Source organism: Marinobacter lutaoensis (assembly GCF_001981305.1).
GTDB classification, from domain to species: domain Bacteria; phylum Pseudomonadota; class Gammaproteobacteria; order Pseudomonadales; family Oleiphilaceae; genus Marinobacter; species Marinobacter lutaoensis.
Genome location: NZ_MSCW01000002.1, coordinates 133,547 through 148,950 on the forward strand (window position 1 = coordinate 133,547; position 15,404 = coordinate 148,950).

Genomic DNA, 15,404 nt, shown 5'->3' on the forward strand with positions numbered 1-15,404 from the left:
TAGCAAGCCAAGTGTTACAAATCGTTAAAAAGGAACTTATAGACCACTTTTGACAATTGTGTGAAATCAGACCACTTGGGGATGGGGGTCTACTGCCCGGATTTCAACATCTCCCAGTATTTGGCATAGACCTGAAGCGCCTCGTCGCCAATATCGGTCTGGAACTCGGCGTTCTTCATGTCCTCCGGCGCCGGATAGCTGGCGCGGTTGCTGGCCACCTCTTCCGGCAGCAGCGCCCGGGCCGCCAGGTTCGGCGTTGCGTAGCCGATTTCCTCGCTGATCAGAGCGGAGATCTCCGGCCGCAGCACGAAGCTGATGAACTTGTGGGCAGCGTCCGGGTTCTTGGCGTTCTTGGGAATCACGAAGCTGTCCAGCCAGGCGATGATGCCTTCCTTCGGGTACACATACTCCAGCGACGGCATGGTTTCCTGGGCCATCACCGCCTCGCCGTTCCAGATCATGCCCACATCGGTCTCGCCTTCCAGATAGGGCACCCGGGGTGCATCCGAGTTGAAGGTCCGCACCGACGGCATCAGCTCCCGGAGCTTCTCGTAAGCGGCCTCGATCTGCTGCGGATCGGTGCTGTTGCCGGAGTACCCCAGCACCCGCAGCCCCACGTGGAACACCTCGCGCATGTCGTTGGTCAGCATCACCCGGCCCTGGAAGCGCTCGTCCCACAGGTCCGCCCAGGCGGTCACCGGCTCGCCCTGGACATCGGCGGTGTCCACCGCCAGGCCGGTGGTACCCCACAGGTAAGGGATGCTGTACTGGTTGTCCGGGTCGATGTCGAGGTTGATCAGCTCGGGGTCGAGGTTGTCGAAGCCCTCGATTTTGCTGCGGTCGATCGGCATCAGCAGGCCTTCCTGGCGCATCTTGCTGACGTAATAGGTGGAGGGGACCGCCAGGTCATAGGCGGCGCTGTCGTCCAGCAGCTTGAGCTTGGCGTACATGGCCTCGTTGCTGTCGTAGGTGGTATAGACCACCTGGATGCCCGTTTCCTCCTCGAAGCGCGTCAGCACTTCCTGGGGCATGTACTCGGACCAGTTGTACAGATTGAGGACCTGGGGCTCCTCGGAACCGCAGGCCGACAGGCCCAGCGCCAGCGCGCCCGCCAGTGCGAGTTTCTTCATCGTTTGCTCCTTGTGAGTATCCATTGCGACAACATCAGCATCACCAGTGAAAACACCAGCAACAGGGTGCCCACGGCATTCACCTCGGGCTTGAGCCCCACCCGCACCATGGAATAGATGCGCAACGGCAGGATTTCGTAACTCGGACCGCTGACGAAGGTGCTCACCACCACATCGTCCAGGGACAGTGTAAACCCTAGCAGCCAGCCCGCCATCAACGCCGGCATGATCACCGGGATCAGTACCGTGCGGGTCATGGTGAAATCGCTGGCCCCCAGGTCCCGGGCCGCCTCCGGCAGGCGTTCATCGAAACCGCTGAGGCGCGCCATCACGGTGATCACCACGAACGGCAGGCAGAAGGTGACATGGGCCAGCAGCAGCGACACATAGCCCAGCTGGATGCCCACCAGCAGGAACAGCGCCAACAGGGAAATCGCCAGCACGATTTCCGGCGACATCATCACCACGAACAGCATGCCGTTGAGCACCTTCTTGCCGCGAAACCGGTACCGGTGCAGAGCCAGCGCGGTGAGCGCTCCGATCAGGGTCGACACGGTGGCGGCGGACAGGGCCAACCACAGGGAATTCCACATCGCCTGCACCATGGCGTGGTTGTTGAACAGGGACTGGTACCAGCGCAGGCTCAGCCCCCCCCAAGCGTAGCCGGTGCGGGAGTCGTTGAAGGAAAACACCACCAGCACCACGATGGGCAGATACAGCAGCAGGTAGACGGAGGCCAAGTAGGCCCGGGACAACCAGCGGGTCATGCCCCGCCCTCCTCACCGAGACGGCGCTTGCTGAGTTTGTGGGCGAACAGCAGGAATGCCATGGCCAGGGTCAGCAGAATGCTGGCGGCGGCGCCGAACGGCCAGTTGCGGGCATCCAGAAACTGGTTCTTGATGACGTTGCCCACCAACAGGTTGCGGGAGCCACCCAGGATGTCGGGTACGAAGAACAGGCCCATGGCCGGCAGCAGCACCAGCATCACCCCCGCCAGCACTCCCGGCAGGGTCAGCGGCACAATGACATGGGCAAAGGTGGCCCAACGCCCAGCCCCCAGGTCGTGGGACGCCATCAGCAGCTCCTCCCGCAGGTCATCGAACACCGAGTACAACGGCAGAATCATGAACGGCAGCAGCAGGTAGACCAGGCCGATGATGACCGCGCCTTCGGTGTACAGCAACTTCATCGGCTCGTCGATCCAGCCCAGCGCCAGCAGGGCGTTGTTAAGCAGCCCGTTGGTGGCGAGAATCAGTTTCAGGGCATAGGTGCGCACCAGGGAGTTGGTCCAGAACGGCACGATCAGCAGGAACACCAGCAGCACCTGGCGCTGCTTGCCGACCCGGGACAGCGCCCAGGCGAAGGGATAGCCCACCAGCAGGCAGGCCAGGGTCGTCATCACCGCCATGTACAGCGAGTGCAGGAACACCTCCAGGTAAAGCGGGTCCAGCAACTGGCGGTAGGCGTCCAGATTCAGTGGCAGGGACAGGAAACGGGCCGGATCCCGGCTCATGACGCTGGCCCCAACCACCAGCAGGTTCGGCGCCAGCACCAGGAACAACAACCAACCCCAGACCAGTATCAGCACCGCGGTTCGGAATGGCTGCTGCATGGGGCTAGGCTTCAACGGTGCGGTCCTCCGCCGGCGTCGGGTCCACTTCCTCGGGCAGCAGCCACTCCCAGCCGTCCACCCAGCTCACTTTGACCGGTTCGCCCAGCCGGTAATCGAAAGCCGGGTCGTCCTCGTCGAAGAACTCGCTGGCCAGCACTTCCGTGCCGTCGGCCAAGTGAATGACCGAATCCAGGGTGCTGCCCTTGTAGTTGCGCTCAACGATCTTGCCGGGCAGGCCGTCGGCATCGGCCGGGTCCAGCACCCGGATGTCCTCCGGGCGCAGCAACACGTGCAGACGCTGCCCCTCGGCAACGGCGAAGGTCGGCTTGCGCAGGGTGCGGGCGAGGCCCAGCACATCCACCCGCAGTTCATTCTCACCCACCGCGGTCACCGTACCGGGGAAAAAGTTGGTCTCGCCCACAAACCGGGCGGTAAACAGATTGGCCGGGCGCTCGTACACCTCCCGCGGCGTGCCCAGTTGCTGGATGCGGCCGTCCTTGAGCACCACCACCCGGTCGGACATGGACAGTGCCTCCTCCTGGTCGTGGGTAACGAACACGAAGGTGATACCCAGCTCACGCTGCAGGCGCTTGAGCTCCACCTGCATGGTACGGCGCAGTTTGTAGTCGAGGGCAGACAGGGGCTCATCCAGCAGCAGCACCTTGGGACGCTTGACCACCGCCCGGGCAATGGCCACCCGCTGCTGCTGCCCCCCGGAGAGCTGATGCGGCCGACGGTTGGCGTAGTCCTCCAGCTGCACCATGGCCAAGGCCTCGCGCACCCGCTGGCGGATTTCGTCCTTCGGCCGCTTTTCCATTTTCAGGCCGTAGGCCACGTTGTCGAACACCGACATGTGCGGGAACAGGGCGTAATGCTGGAACACCGTGTTCAAGGGCCGCCGCTCCGGCGGGGTGTGGGTCAGGTCGACGCCGGACAGGGTGATGGTGCCGGCGTCCGGCTGCTCGAACCCCGCCATCAGCCGCAGCAGGGTGGTCTTGCCGCAGCCGGACGGGCCAAGAAGCGTGATGAATTCGCCGTCGTAGATCTCCAGATCCAGCGAATCCAGTACGGTCTTGCCATCAAATTCTTTGCTGAGATGGTGCAGGGAAAGCAGTGTCTTGTTCATCGGCGCTGCCCACGAAGTGAGCGGCCTATTTTGCAAGAAACTGTCGCAAACCTAAAGGGGTGCGGGCTTCGGATTTTCCGGACGGTGCAAGCGCCCCGGCCCAGCAGGCCGGGGCCTGGGCGTCACTGGCCAGCGACGCTCTCCAGATAAGCCTTGTCGGAGATGTTGACCCAGGGACGGATCTGTTTCAGGTACTCGCGCTGGGAGGTGATGATGCGCTTGGCCATCGGGTCCTTCTCGGCGAACTCGTTCAGTAGCCGGTTGGTGGTCTCGCGCAGGGCCTGGATCACGTCCGGCGGGAACACCTTGTGCGTCACGTCGGGGTAATCCGCCTTCATGCGTGACCAGGCCACGCCGCTCTCATGCATGCTCTGGATGTACATATCGTAGGCAGCCGTGCGCATCGCCACCGTCAGGATCTGCCGGATGTCCTCGGGCAACCGCTCCCAGGTCTTCTTGTTGACCAGGAACTGGACCTCGGCGGACGGCTCCTGCCAGCCGGAGTAGTAGTACTTGGCGATCTGGTGGAAGCCCATGGGGAAATCCAGGGCCGGGCCGACCCATTCCACCGCGTCGATCACGCCCCGTTCCAGGGAGGTGTACAGCTCGCCCGGCGGCAGGTTGGTGACCGCCACGCCCAGCTCGCTCATCACTTCGCCGGCGAAGCCCGGCGTCCGCATTTTCAGACCCTTGAGGTCCTCCAGGGAGTTGATCTCCTTGCGGAACCAGCCGCCCATCTGGTTGCCGGTGTTGCCGCCCGGGAAGGACAGCAGGCCGTAGGGCTCATACACCTCCTGCATCAACTCCATGCCACCGCCATGATAGAACCAGGCATACATCTCCGGGGCGATCAGCCCGAACGGGATGGTGGTGAAGTACATGGCGTTGGGAATGGTGCCCTTGTAGTAGTAGGAGGCGGTGTGCCCCATGTCGTACTGACCATTGCGCACCAGGTCGAAGATACCGAAAGGCGCCTTGTGCTTGTTGGCGGCATCGATGCGCACCGTCACCCGGCCATCGGACATGGCCTCGGCCAGTTCGGCGAAGCGTTTGGTGGTGTCCCCCAGGATCGGGGAATTCGGGCCCCAGGTCTGGGCCAGTTTCAGGGTGTAGTGTTCCTCCGCCGAGGCCGAGAAGGACAAGGCCGCCAGCGCTAGCATACCCGCGGCAAGGAAGGTGTTTCGCAGACTCATTGTGTTGACTTCCGTTGTTATTGGTGGTGACTCCCGGTTGGAACCGGAGCCCCATCTTAGCATCATCACACCTTGAACTGACCAACCAGTTCGCGCAGGTTTTCGCCCAGGCGCGCCAGCTCGTGGCTGGCCTCGTTGGTCTGGGTGACCCCGGTGCCACTGCGCTGGGCCGCGTCGACGATGCGCACGACGTTCTGGTTGATTTCCTCGGCCACCTGGCTCTGTTGTTCCGCCGCGGTGGCGATCTGGGTGACCTGGTCGTGGATCTGGGTCACCGAGTTTTCGATGGTGCGCAACGCGTCGGTGGCGTGATTGATGCGTTCCACCGTGGCGTCGGAGCTCTTGCGGGAATTGTTCATGCGCTCCACCGCCGCCCGCGATTCGGCCACGAAGCCGTCGATCATTTCCCGGATCTGGTCGGCGGACTCGGCGCTGCGTTTGGCCAGTTGCCGGACCTCGTCGGCCACCACCGAGAAGCCCCGGCCGTGCTCGCCCGCCCGGGCCGCCTCGATGGCCGCGTTCAGGGCCAGCAGGTTGGTCTGCTCGGTGACGGCATGGATGACATCCAGCACGCCCTGAATCTCATCCGACTTTTCCGCCAGCGCGTCGATGGAGCGTGCGGTTTCCAGCATCTCCGACGACAGCTGGTTGACCGCACCCTGGGCGGCGACGATGGTGGCGCCACCCTCGCGGGCCATGCGATCGGCGTCGGACGCGGCGCGCTCGGCATCACTGGCGTTGCCCGCAATCTGCTGGATGGTGGCGGCCATTTCGTTGATGGCGGAGGCGATCTGGTCGGTCTCCGACCCCTGTTCCTCCACCGACTGGCGGGTCTCGTTGGCCACCGAGCTCAGCTCCTCGGCAGCGGACGCCAGCTGCTCGGTGGTCTTGCCGACCTCCCGCATGGTGTCCTGGATCTTCACCACGAAGTGGTTGAAACGCCGGCCAAGTTCGGCCAGCTCGTCGGTGCCATCCTCGGGCAGGCGCTGGCGCAGGTCGCCGTCACCGTCGGCGATGTCCTTCATCAGCTCCGACACCCGGTTGAGCGGCTGACTGACGGTACGCCCCACGAAGGCGCCGATCAGCAGGGACACGACAATGACCACGGCGGCGGTGAGCACGGTGGAGATCAGGGCATCCGCCATCGCCTCGTCGATCTCGGCCCGAGTGGCCGCCACTTCCGCCTCGATGTCGGTGACGTAGACACCCGCTCCGATCATCCAGTCCCAGCCGGGGATGACCGTGGAATAGGAGATCTTGGGCTCTTCCTTGCCGGAGGCCGGGTTGATCCAGGAGTAAGAATAAAAGCCGTCGCCCCCCGCCGCCCGGAACAGATCCGCCACCAGTTGGCGGACCTTCGGATGGGTGGTCGGGCCTTCCTTGGACGGGTCCGGCGCGTAGGCGAGATTGTAGACATCCCGGGTGTAGGCAAACACGTAGTTGGTCTTGTCGAAACGGATGGAGCGCAGACGCGAGGCGGCTTCCGCCTTGGCCTCCTCCTCGCTCAGATCCGGATCGTTCTTGGCTTCCAGCACCACCGCCTTGGCCGCTCCGACCAGGTCCTGAAGGCCGCGTTTGCGTGACTCGATCAGGCGGTCTTCCAGGCGCTGGAGCTCGGCCTGGCCGTTGGCTCGGATTTCACTGACGGTAATCCAGGACAGGACACCGGCGGTTAGGAGGACGGGCACCAGGATGGCCAGCAGCAGGCGGGTCCGAATGCGAAGGTGATTCAGGAAGCTCATAGGACCAATCTCTCAAAACTAATTATTGTGTGTTTGAATTATCCACGGAATTCGCCGGCGAACCGTTCCAGTTTGTAAAACGTCCGTAAACCACCCCGGGCGGGAGGACAGTCGCCACGAATCCGGTTAAGCTGTGCACAGCTCAGTTCGTCGCTGATTGCGTATCGACCGTTGCCGGAGAGACTTGAACGTCTTCCACGGACCCATTCATGAAGCAGCTGTTCCTGATCCGCCACGCCAAGTCCAGCTGGGACGATCCCCAGTGCCAGGACCGGGACCGCCCCCTCAACCCCCGGGGAGAACGGCAGCTGCCCCCGCTGGCACACGCCCTGGCCCACTGCGGCGCCTTCTCCGGCACGGTCTACGCCAGCGACGCGGTCCGCGCCCGTCGCACCCTCGAGGGCATCCTGCCCGGGGACCTGCCAGCACAGCGGGTGCAGGTGTGCCCCGAGCTTTACACGTTCGACTACCGGCGTCTATTACACTGGCTGCAGCGCCGGGACGATCCACAGGACACCCTGGCTCTGGTCGGCCACAACCCCGCCCTGCTGGAACTGGCCGCCACCCTGCTGGGCCAGCCGCTGGCAAAACTGCCGACCGCCAGCTTCGTCGAGATTCGGCTGCCGGTCTCCGCCTGGCGTGAGCTGGGCCCCGGGCAGGGCCGGCTGGAACGGCTGCTGACGCCCCGCGACTTCAGCTACGCCCAGTTCGCCCGCAAGCAACGCAAACATCCGGACAACCCCGGCAGCCTGCCCGCCACCCTCACCCACCTGCTGGCATGGATGCGCCGCCTGGAACCGGGCATCCGCACCGGCCTCGACGACGAGTTCCTGCACCAGTACCGGGTTGCCATCCGCCGCTCCCGCGCCCTGGCCGAGGCCCTACTGGACGTCACCCCCAACCCCACCCTGGCGCGATCGGTCCGCCATTTGCGCCAGCATGCCCGGGCGACGGGCCGGCTCCGAGACCTGCATGTTTTCCTGGCCGAACTGGCCACCTGGGACGACACCCGCGGCACCGCACCCCCGGCGCTGTCCGCCTGGCTCCGGGCCGAAGCCGACCGGGCACACCGGCGTTTCGTGCATCGGCTCGACGGCAGGCGTTACCATGACCATCTGGACGAATGGCAGCGCCTGATCGAATCGGGCCGCTTCCGCCGGCTGTCGGAACAGCTGGACGCCCGCGCCATCCGGCAGGCGGTGGCGCGCCGCATCCGCACGTTCAACCGGCACACCGTGGAACTGCTGCACACGGCGCCGGACGAAGACATCCATCGCCTGAGGAAACAGCTCAAACGCATCCGTTACCTGATGGAGCTGAACCCCGAGCACTGGCGGGACCGGCTGAAAGCACTCCGACAGCGCCAGGAGCTGTATGGCCGCTTCCAGGACCGCCACGTTCAGATTGAGTGGCTGGACAGCTTCCGGGCCCAGGCCCCAGCCAAGCTGGTGGCCGCGACGGCGCCTCTGAGGGGACGCCTGAGCCGGGACAAGACCGCCCTCCGGCGCCAGATTCTGGCCCAGGGAGGGTTGCTCTGAATCCGGACCGACACATACCGTAGTACCTTGAACCGCCGTACCCGACACTGGAGGACACACCATGAAAACCGCTCACGACCTGGTCGCCGAGGCCAAGCAGCACATTCAGGAGATCCCGCTGGCACAGGCCGAGGAGGCCATTCGCCAGGCCGACCTGTTGGTGGATGTCCGGGACCCGGACGAATACCGGAACAGCCACATCCCGGGCGCGATCAACATTTCCCGGGGCCTGCTGGAGTTCAAGTTCACCAACGATCCGTCCCTGGAAAACCGGGATCTGAACATCGTGCTCTACTGCAAGACGTCCGGACGCGCGGCGCTGAGCGCCAAGGCCCTGAAGGAGATGGGCTATCGCAACGTTCAGTCGATCGAAGGCGGCTTCGACGCCTGGCAAGCCGCCGGCAAGGCCACGGCCCAACCCGAACTGCCGGCCTTCGAGTAAGACTGGCACCGGCATCCCCGCAACGACACGCATCCCGTCACCACCATGGACAAGCGCATCCCCCTGCAGAACCTCCCGAACCGGGCCGACGGCCCCGAAGGCACCGTCTCCGACCAGGGGCTGCAGGCGGTGCTCGACAACCTGGATGCCCTGGTGTACGTGTCCGACCTGGACACCTACGAGCTGCTCTACATGAACGCCTACGGCCGCAGGATCTGGGGGGACCGGCAGGGGCAGAAATGCTGGCAGGTACTCCAAGGCAACGACGGTCCGTGCAGCTTCTGCACCAACTCCAAGCTGGTGGGCGCGGACGGCGAGCCGCGACCGCCCTACATCTGGGAGTTCCAGAACATTCTGGACAAACGCTGGTACCAGTGCCGGGACCGGGCCATCCGCTGGACCGACGGCCGGCTGGTGCGGATGGAAATCACCACCGACATCACCGAACGCAAGGAAATGGAGCTGGCGCTCAAGGCCGCGCACGCCAAGGCCCGGGCCGCAGCCCTGGAGGATGAACTGACCGGACTGCACAACCGGCGCGCGTTCTTCGAGCTGGGCAGCCAGATGCTCAAGCAGGCACGCCGGCGCCAGGCCCCCTTGGCCATCCTGATGTTCGATCTGGATCACTTCAAGGTGATCAACGACACCCACGGCCACGAAGCCGGCGACGCGGTGTTGCGCCGGGTCGGCCAGCTGCTGCGGGACCGGGTGCGTGAATCCGACATCGCCGCCCGCATCGGCGGCGAGGAGTTCGCGCTGCTGCTGCCGGACACCGACGAACGGGAGGCCACCGAGCTTGCCGACCGCATGTTGCGGCTGCTGCGGACCATCCAGGTCGATCACCGGCACAGCCTGATCCAGCCGACCGCCAGCTTCGGTCTGGCCATGATGGGCCCGGGCGAGCAGCATCTGGAACGGCTGCTGTCCCAGGCGGACCAGGCCATGTATCTGTCCAAGTCCCGGGGCCGGGACCGGCTCAGCCTCTACCCCGGTCCGTCGGCCGCCTGAGCGGGACGCTTAGGGGCGCCGGGTCACCGCCATGGTCAGGCGCGACACGCAGGTGGTCCGGCCCTGCTCGTCTTCCAGGCGGATGTCCCAGACCTGGGTCTTGCCACCAATGTGAATGGCGGTGGCGGTGCCGTACACCCAGCCCTTGCTGACCGGCCGAATGTGGTTGGCGTTGATCTCCAGCCCCACCGCCACCGTGTTCGGGTCACGCAGACAGCAGTTGGCGGCCATGCTGCCGAGGGTTTCCGCCAGCAGCACCGAGGCGCCCCCGTGCAGGATGCCGAACGGCTGCACGGTGCGCTCGTCCACCGGCATGCGCCCTTTCACGTAATTGTCGCCAACTTCCAGGTATTCGATGCCCAGATGCCCCACGGCGGTCTTCCGGCTGGCTTCGGTCATCTGTTCGATGTTCGGGGTAACGGTCCAGATTGCCATGAATAAGGGTTCTCCAAGGTGGAACTTTCTGTACGGTTGACTGTCCTCAGAAGTCTATACGGGTAGCATGCTCACCACCACGCTTTTGTCAGGGAGCTTACCGGGACATTCGTCCCAAACCATAAACCAGAGAGGGAACCATCATGAAACGATCCGGCATCGCGACCGCCTACACTTTTGCCGCCTGTCTCGCCTCGCCCGCGCTGGCGCAGATGAGCGTGGAGGACCAGATCGAAACGCGCCAGGCCGCCTTTCAGTTCGCGGCCTGGAACATGGGCAAGATCAAGGCTCAGGTGGTGGACGGCAGTGTCGCCTACAACCCCGAGCAGATGCAGGCGGCGGCCAACGCCGTGGCGGCGGTGGCGAACTCCGGGCTGGGCTCGCTGTTCGGCCCCGGCACCGGCATGGACCAAGCCGACGGCACCAAGCTGAAGCCGGCGTTCTTCGATGAGCCGGACAAGGCCCGCGAGATCGCCATCCGCTTCGCCCAGGAAGCCAGCAAATTGCAGGCAGTGGCACGCGCCGGTGACGCCGATGCCCTGGCCCAGCAGTTCCGCGCCGTGGGCCAGAGCTGCAAGGCCTGCCACGACCGCTACCGCGCCAAGTAACGGCGCGGCGCCATCCCGGTTACCAGCCCAGATCCTGGGGCGGGGGCGGAGGGGGTGGCAGCAGGCCGCCGGTGGCCAGCCAAAGCACACCGGCGGCCACCGCCACTGCGAACAGAAAAGCCTGGATTCCGCCGCCCTGGGCCTCCTCCGCCAGGGCGTCGGCCACCGGTTTCCAACCGGTGATCATGGGCCGCACCAGATTGTCTCCGCGAACCAGCCGGTAATACACCACCGCCAGCACATGCAGCGCCACCAGGCCGTACAGCAGCCACTCCGTGCCGTGGTGCCAGCGGGTCAGGCGCTCGCTCCAGTCGGACGATACCGCCGGGTACAGCGGCCCGTTGAAGGCAATGTCATCGCTGGCGAACAGCCCGGTCGTCGCCTGGAATCCGAACAGTCCGATCAGCGCCAGTACCGAAAGCGCCCCCAGCGGATTGTGGCCCACGCCCCGCCACTCTCCCCGCAAGTACCGGCGGATGGCTGCCGGGCCACGGACGAACTCGGCAAAACGGGCATGGGTCGAGCCCACCACACCCCAGACCAGCCGGAAACTGAGCAGAGCCACCACCATCAACCCGAAGCGCTCATGCCACGCCATCCAACCGGCCCCCAGCTTCGCCGTTACCACGGCTCCCACCACCGCCAACACCAGCAGCCAGTGACACAGACGGACCGGCAGATCCCACACCCGTATGGTTTTCATCACAACGCTTCCGACTCCATGTATTTCAAGACCAGGGCCTCGTAGGTCCCGTTCATCTCCAGCAGCTTCAGGGCGGCGCGAATATCCTCGGCGTAGCGGGCCGCCTCCGAGTGCCGGGACACGGCGATCCAGGACCGCTGGCCCGGCACAAAGAACGGCGACACCGACGCCGCCACGCCCTGGCGACGCAGGGTGTAGAGGCCGACCAGCTCCGGCGCGATCACCACGTCGACCCGGCCCCGGGCGAGCATCCGCGCAAGGTTATCATAACGGGCCGCCGACTCCTTGATCAGGTCCGGGTCCTGGTCGAAGCGGTTGAAATAGCGGGCCCCCTCCAGCACCCCGATCCGCTTGCCGTACAGATCCCCGTATCGCTCGATGCGATTGGCCTCGCCCAGATAAAAGAACAACCGCCGCTCCGGCGGAAAGGCGGCGGCCACGAACTCGAACATCGCCTCCCGCGAGGGGGTGCGCAACGGCCCCAGCATCACATCCACCTCGCCCCGCTCCACCATCAGCAGCACCCGCCGGAACGGGGCCTCGCGATAGCGCACCTTCCAGCCCAGGCGTTCGGCGATGGCCTCGAAGATATCCACGTACAGGCCACTGTGTCGGCCGCCCTCGACGATCCGGTACGGTGGCGCGTGATTGAGCCCTACGGTCACCGTCAGCGGCGGCACCGTCTCCGTGCCCTGCTGCGCGAGGCAGGGCAGGGAGAGGGTCAGAAACAGGAGGGGCATCAGTCGTGGCATGGCGGCGCGGGTGCTCGGACGGTCGGTGCGGGCGGTATCGCCGGCACCGGTTTACGGTCAGTATAGCGGGTTCGGCCGCCGGCGGCTTGAATCCACACCGGAGCGCCACCATTGCAAACGAAACGGGGCCTGCACCAGAGCAGCCCCGGGGAGCGTCGATCATGAACCTAGCCAATGCCACGCCGCAGGCGGCCCTGCTGGCAGACATTGTCGCCGGCAGCCAGCCGACCACCCTGGCCTGCTGTGGCGACACCGCCCGCTCGGTGGCCGAACCCTGGTGCCAGCGCCACCCCGACCGGCGGCTGCTCCGGCTGTCCGCCGACGCGCCGGACCTCGGCCTGCCCGGGGACCGCGTGCCGGATCTGGCCCTGGTCACCGAGACCCTGGAACGGCTGCCCCGGGAGACCGGAGCCCTGCTGCTGGGGCAGCTGCGCAACTACGGAACCCGGGAAATCGCGGTGCTGGTGCACGCCTCGGCACCCTGGACCTTCACCGACTTTCTCGGCCTCGGATTCCGGCGCCAAGCCCGGCTGCCGAGCGATCCGGACCTGACGCTGTACAGCTACAATCTCGACAGCTACAACCACACGCGGACCTGGAACAACCCGGAGCACTGGGCCAATCCGCACATGTGGGGCAAGGCTTGGTGGTGAGCCCCACCCCCGCTACCGTTGTCAGGCGCCCGGGTTTGCGCAATCATGCACCGACACCAACAGGAGGGAGGCGTCATGGCCCTGTTCAGCCAGAAACGCGCGGAACACGCGCTTGAGGCGGAGAGCCGCAAGGTCCACCGGGCCGATCTGGAAACCCTGCTGGAGCGCCAGCGTGCCATTGAAGCCAAGGTCAAGGCCAGCGGCCGGCTGAACCGCTTCGGCACCGACATTCGGCTGATGTTCTCGATGATCCGTGACTACTGGACCGGCCGCTACCGCAGCGTGCCCTGGAAGACCATCGCCGCGGTGGCCGGCGCCCTGCTATACGTGCTCAATCCACTGGACGTCATTCCGGACCTGATTCTCGGCTTCGGATTTCTGGACGACGCCGGCGTGGTGGCCCTGTGTCTGAAACTGGTGGAGTCCGACCTGCACCGCTACGCCGCCTGGAAGGAGCATCAGGAGGCGCACACGACAGACACCAATTGAACAAACGGTCGCCAGCGGGTAACCTCTGCTGCCAGCGCAACCCCTGGACCCACTCGATCCAATCCTCCGGAGACACCGTGGACTTCGCCACCCTGATCGGCCTTGTCGGGGCCATACTGCTGATCGCTTCGGCCATCATTCTGGGCGCCTCACCGGGGGTCTTCATCAACCCGCCGTCCCTGCTCATCGTCATCGGCGGCACGCTGCTGGTGGTGCTGTCGAAGTTTTCCTTCGCCCAGTTCTTCGGTGCCTTCAAGGCCGCCGTACGGGCCTTCAAGTTCAAGCTGCCGGAAACCCAGGCCAGCATCGAGGAGCTGGTGGACATCGCCAACGTGGCGCGCAAGGAAGGCGTACTGGGGCTGGAGGAGCGCGAGGTGAGCTCGCCGTTTTTGGCCCAGGGCATCCAGATGCTGGTGGACGGCCAGGATGGCGAGACCATCAAGCAGCTGCTCGGCAAGGAACGGCTGCTGACCCTGGACCATAACCGCTCCGGTGCCAAGGTGTTCACCGCCATGGCCGACGTGGCGCCGGCCATGGGTATGATCGGCACGCTGATCGGCCTGGTCCAGATGCTGTCCAACATGGAAGACCCCAAGTCCATCGGTCCTGCCATGGCGGTGGCCCTGCTGACCACGCTGTACGGCGCCCTGGTGGCCACCATGATCGCCACCCCGATTGCCGACAAGCTGTCCCTGCGGATGACCGAGGAAGCCCGCCAGCAGTCCCTCTACATCGATGCCCTGGTGGCGATCCAGGAAGGCACCAACCCACGGATCATCGAGCAGATGTTGTCCAGCTACCTGCCGCCCAAGGCGCGGAACAAGCTGGCCGAGGCGGAGGGCTGAGGCGGCGATGGACGAGTTGCCGGAAGAGGAGAAGCCCGGAATCCCCGCCTGGGTGGTCACCTTCGCCGACCTCATGTCCCTGCTGATGTGCTTCTTCGTGCTGCTGCTGTCGTTCTCGGAGATCGACGCCCAGAAGTTCAAGCAGATCGCCGGCGAGCTGTCCAAGGCATTCGGCGTCCAGCGGGAGGTACCGGCCCTGGAAATCCCCGAGGGTACCAGCCCGATTTTCGACCGATTCTCCCCGGCGCCGCCCGAGCCCACCGTGGTCAACCAGATCCGCCAGACGACCACCACCGAACAGCCGGAACTCCAGACCCTCAAGAGCCCGACCGAACAGGCCGTGGCCTCGGCCCTGCAGGAGAGCATGGACCAGCGCATGCAACGGATCGTGTCGGTCCTGGAGGACGCCATCAAGGACGGCCGCATCAACGTCAGCCAGGATCAGCGCCGGATCATCGTCCGGGTCGAAGAGCAGGGGTCCTTCCCCTCCGGCTCCGCCCAGATCACCTGGGAGTTCGAGGGTCTGCTGCTGGAAATGGCCGAGGTGCTGGCCAACATGCCGGGCACGCTGACCGTCGAGGGCCACACCGACGACGTGCCCATCCACACCGAACGCTTCTACTCCAACTGGGACCTGTCCGCCGCCCGGGCCGCCGCCGTGGCCAATGTGCTGCTGGCCCGGGACGGTATTGACCCCACTCGGCTGGAGGTCAAGGGCCTGGCCGACACCCAGCCCAGGGTTCCGAACGACTCACCGGAGCACCGCGCCAAAAACCGGCGCGTGGAGATCATCATCGACTTGTCCGGGCCGCTGCAGGAGGAGGAAATCCAGCTGCGTGAGCTGCTGAAAACCGCCCCGCCGGGCGATACCGGCGACGGGCTCAACGTAGACACCCACACCTCCGGGGATCTGCACTGGTAAGGCACCGGCCCGCCGACTTCACCAAATCGGTGCGCTCGCCCCAATATCGCACCCATAATGTGCGAAATTTCCAGGATATCCTCCGACGCCCGGGCCCATGCCCCCGCCAACCGCCAATCACGCCGACAATTGCCTCTTTTTGGAACATCTTTTGCTAACAATGCACCCCATCAAAGCATCAACGGCCCGAAGAGGCCGGAAAACCC

Annotated in this window: 17 protein-coding genes; 8 read left to right on the top strand and 9 right to left on the bottom strand. The window is 65.1% G+C overall.

Annotated features, from left to right (window positions below):
* Positions 1-89: 89 nt before the first annotated feature.
* The 6 genes from BTO32_RS03765 to BTO32_RS03790 form a co-directional block, all read right to left on the bottom strand.
* Positions 90-1,130 carry an extracellular solute-binding protein gene (locus tag BTO32_RS03765; protein WP_076723110.1) on the bottom strand — a complete coding sequence of 347 codons (1,041 nt, stop codon included), beginning with the start codon at positions 1,128-1,130 and terminating at the stop codon, positions 90-92.
* Positions 1,127-1,897, bottom strand: a complete 771-nt coding sequence (potC, locus tag BTO32_RS03770; protein ID WP_076723111.1) for a spermidine/putrescine ABC transporter permease PotC — start codon at positions 1,895-1,897, stop codon at positions 1,127-1,129. Before potC ends, BTO32_RS03765 begins: the two co-directional genes overlap by 4 nt.
* Positions 1,894-2,742, bottom strand: a complete 849-nt coding sequence (gene potB / locus BTO32_RS03775) for a spermidine/putrescine ABC transporter permease PotB (RefSeq protein WP_076723112.1) — start codon at positions 2,740-2,742, stop codon at positions 1,894-1,896. Before potB ends, potC begins: the two co-directional genes overlap by 4 nt.
* Before the next feature lie 4 nt (positions 2,743-2,746).
* Positions 2,747-3,868 (bottom strand): spermidine/putrescine ABC transporter ATP-binding protein PotA, encoded by a 1,122-nt coding sequence (gene potA / locus BTO32_RS03780; protein ID WP_076723113.1) that lies wholly within the window; start codon positions 3,866-3,868, stop codon positions 2,747-2,749.
* A gap of 122 nt (positions 3,869-3,990) precedes the next feature.
* On the bottom strand, positions 3,991-5,061 hold the full coding sequence (locus BTO32_RS03785; protein ID WP_076723114.1) for a TRAP transporter substrate-binding protein: 1,071 nt from the start codon (positions 5,059-5,061) through the stop codon (positions 3,991-3,993).
* 65 nt (positions 5,062-5,126) lie between these two features.
* Positions 5,127-6,803 (bottom strand): methyl-accepting chemotaxis protein, encoded by a 1,677-nt coding sequence (locus BTO32_RS03790; protein WP_076723115.1) that lies wholly within the window; start codon positions 6,801-6,803, stop codon positions 5,127-5,129.
* Between the two features lie 209 nt (positions 6,804-7,012).
* Here BTO32_RS03790 and BTO32_RS03795 point away from each other — a divergent pair, with 209 nt between their 5' ends.
* The 3 genes from BTO32_RS03795 to BTO32_RS03805 all read left to right on the top strand — a co-directional run bounded on the left by BTO32_RS03795 (position 7,013) and on the right by BTO32_RS03805 (position 9,791).
* Positions 7,013-8,341, top strand: a complete 1,329-nt coding sequence (locus BTO32_RS03795; protein ID WP_076723116.1) for a CHAD domain-containing protein — start codon at positions 7,013-7,015, stop codon at positions 8,339-8,341.
* 61 nt (positions 8,342-8,402) lie between these two features.
* Positions 8,403-8,783 carry a rhodanese-like domain-containing protein gene (locus BTO32_RS03800; protein WP_076723117.1) on the top strand — a complete coding sequence of 127 codons (381 nt, stop codon included), beginning with the start codon at positions 8,403-8,405 and terminating at the stop codon, positions 8,781-8,783.
* Positions 8,784-8,828: 45 nt separating this feature from the next.
* Positions 8,829-9,791, top strand: coding sequence for a GGDEF domain-containing protein (locus BTO32_RS03805; RefSeq protein ID WP_084206776.1), 963 nt, complete (start codon positions 8,829-8,831; stop codon positions 9,789-9,791).
* Positions 9,792-9,800: 9 nt separating this feature from the next.
* Here BTO32_RS03805 and BTO32_RS03810 read toward each other — a convergent pair whose 3' ends face one another.
* On the bottom strand, positions 9,801-10,226 hold the full coding sequence (locus BTO32_RS03810; RefSeq protein WP_076723118.1) for a hotdog fold thioesterase: 426 nt from the start codon (positions 10,224-10,226) through the stop codon (positions 9,801-9,803).
* Positions 10,227-10,369: 143 nt separating this feature from the next.
* Between BTO32_RS03810 and BTO32_RS03815 the strand changes: the two genes are divergently transcribed.
* Positions 10,370-10,834, top strand: coding sequence for a c-type cytochrome (locus BTO32_RS03815; protein WP_076723119.1), 465 nt, complete (start codon positions 10,370-10,372; stop codon positions 10,832-10,834).
* Between the two features lie 19 nt (positions 10,835-10,853).
* On the opposite strand, the gene BTO32_RS03820 is transcribed toward BTO32_RS03815, so the two are convergent.
* Both BTO32_RS03820 and BTO32_RS03825 read right to left on the bottom strand, forming a co-directional pair.
* On the bottom strand, positions 10,854-11,537 hold the full coding sequence (locus tag BTO32_RS03820; RefSeq protein ID WP_076723120.1) for a cytochrome b/b6 domain-containing protein: 684 nt from the start codon (positions 11,535-11,537) through the stop codon (positions 10,854-10,856).
* Positions 11,537-12,289: a substrate-binding periplasmic protein gene (locus tag BTO32_RS03825; RefSeq protein WP_076723121.1), complete on the bottom strand. Its 753-nt coding sequence runs from the start codon at positions 12,287-12,289 to the stop codon at positions 11,537-11,539. The genes BTO32_RS03820 and BTO32_RS03825 overlap by 1 nt, the downstream gene beginning before the upstream one ends.
* 161 nt (positions 12,290-12,450) lie before the next feature.
* Between BTO32_RS03825 and BTO32_RS03830 the strand changes: the two genes are divergently transcribed.
* From BTO32_RS03830 to BTO32_RS03845, 4 genes are all read left to right on the top strand, one after another.
* Positions 12,451-12,942, top strand: a complete 492-nt coding sequence (locus BTO32_RS03830) for a DUF6231 family protein (RefSeq protein ID WP_076723122.1) — start codon at positions 12,451-12,453, stop codon at positions 12,940-12,942.
* Between the two features lie 75 nt (positions 12,943-13,017).
* Positions 13,018-13,431, top strand: a complete 414-nt coding sequence (locus BTO32_RS03835) for a YkvA family protein (protein ID WP_076723123.1) — start codon at positions 13,018-13,020, stop codon at positions 13,429-13,431.
* A gap of 77 nt (positions 13,432-13,508) precedes the next feature.
* A complete protein-coding gene (pomA, locus tag BTO32_RS03840) occupies positions 13,509-14,276 on the top strand; it encodes a flagellar motor protein PomA (protein ID WP_076723124.1) in 768 nt (255 codons plus the stop codon).
* A 7-nt stretch (positions 14,277-14,283) separates the two neighbouring features.
* Positions 14,284-15,198, top strand: a complete 915-nt coding sequence (locus BTO32_RS03845; protein WP_076723125.1) for a flagellar motor protein MotB — start codon at positions 14,284-14,286, stop codon at positions 15,196-15,198.
* Positions 15,199-15,404: the final 206 nt, after the last annotated feature.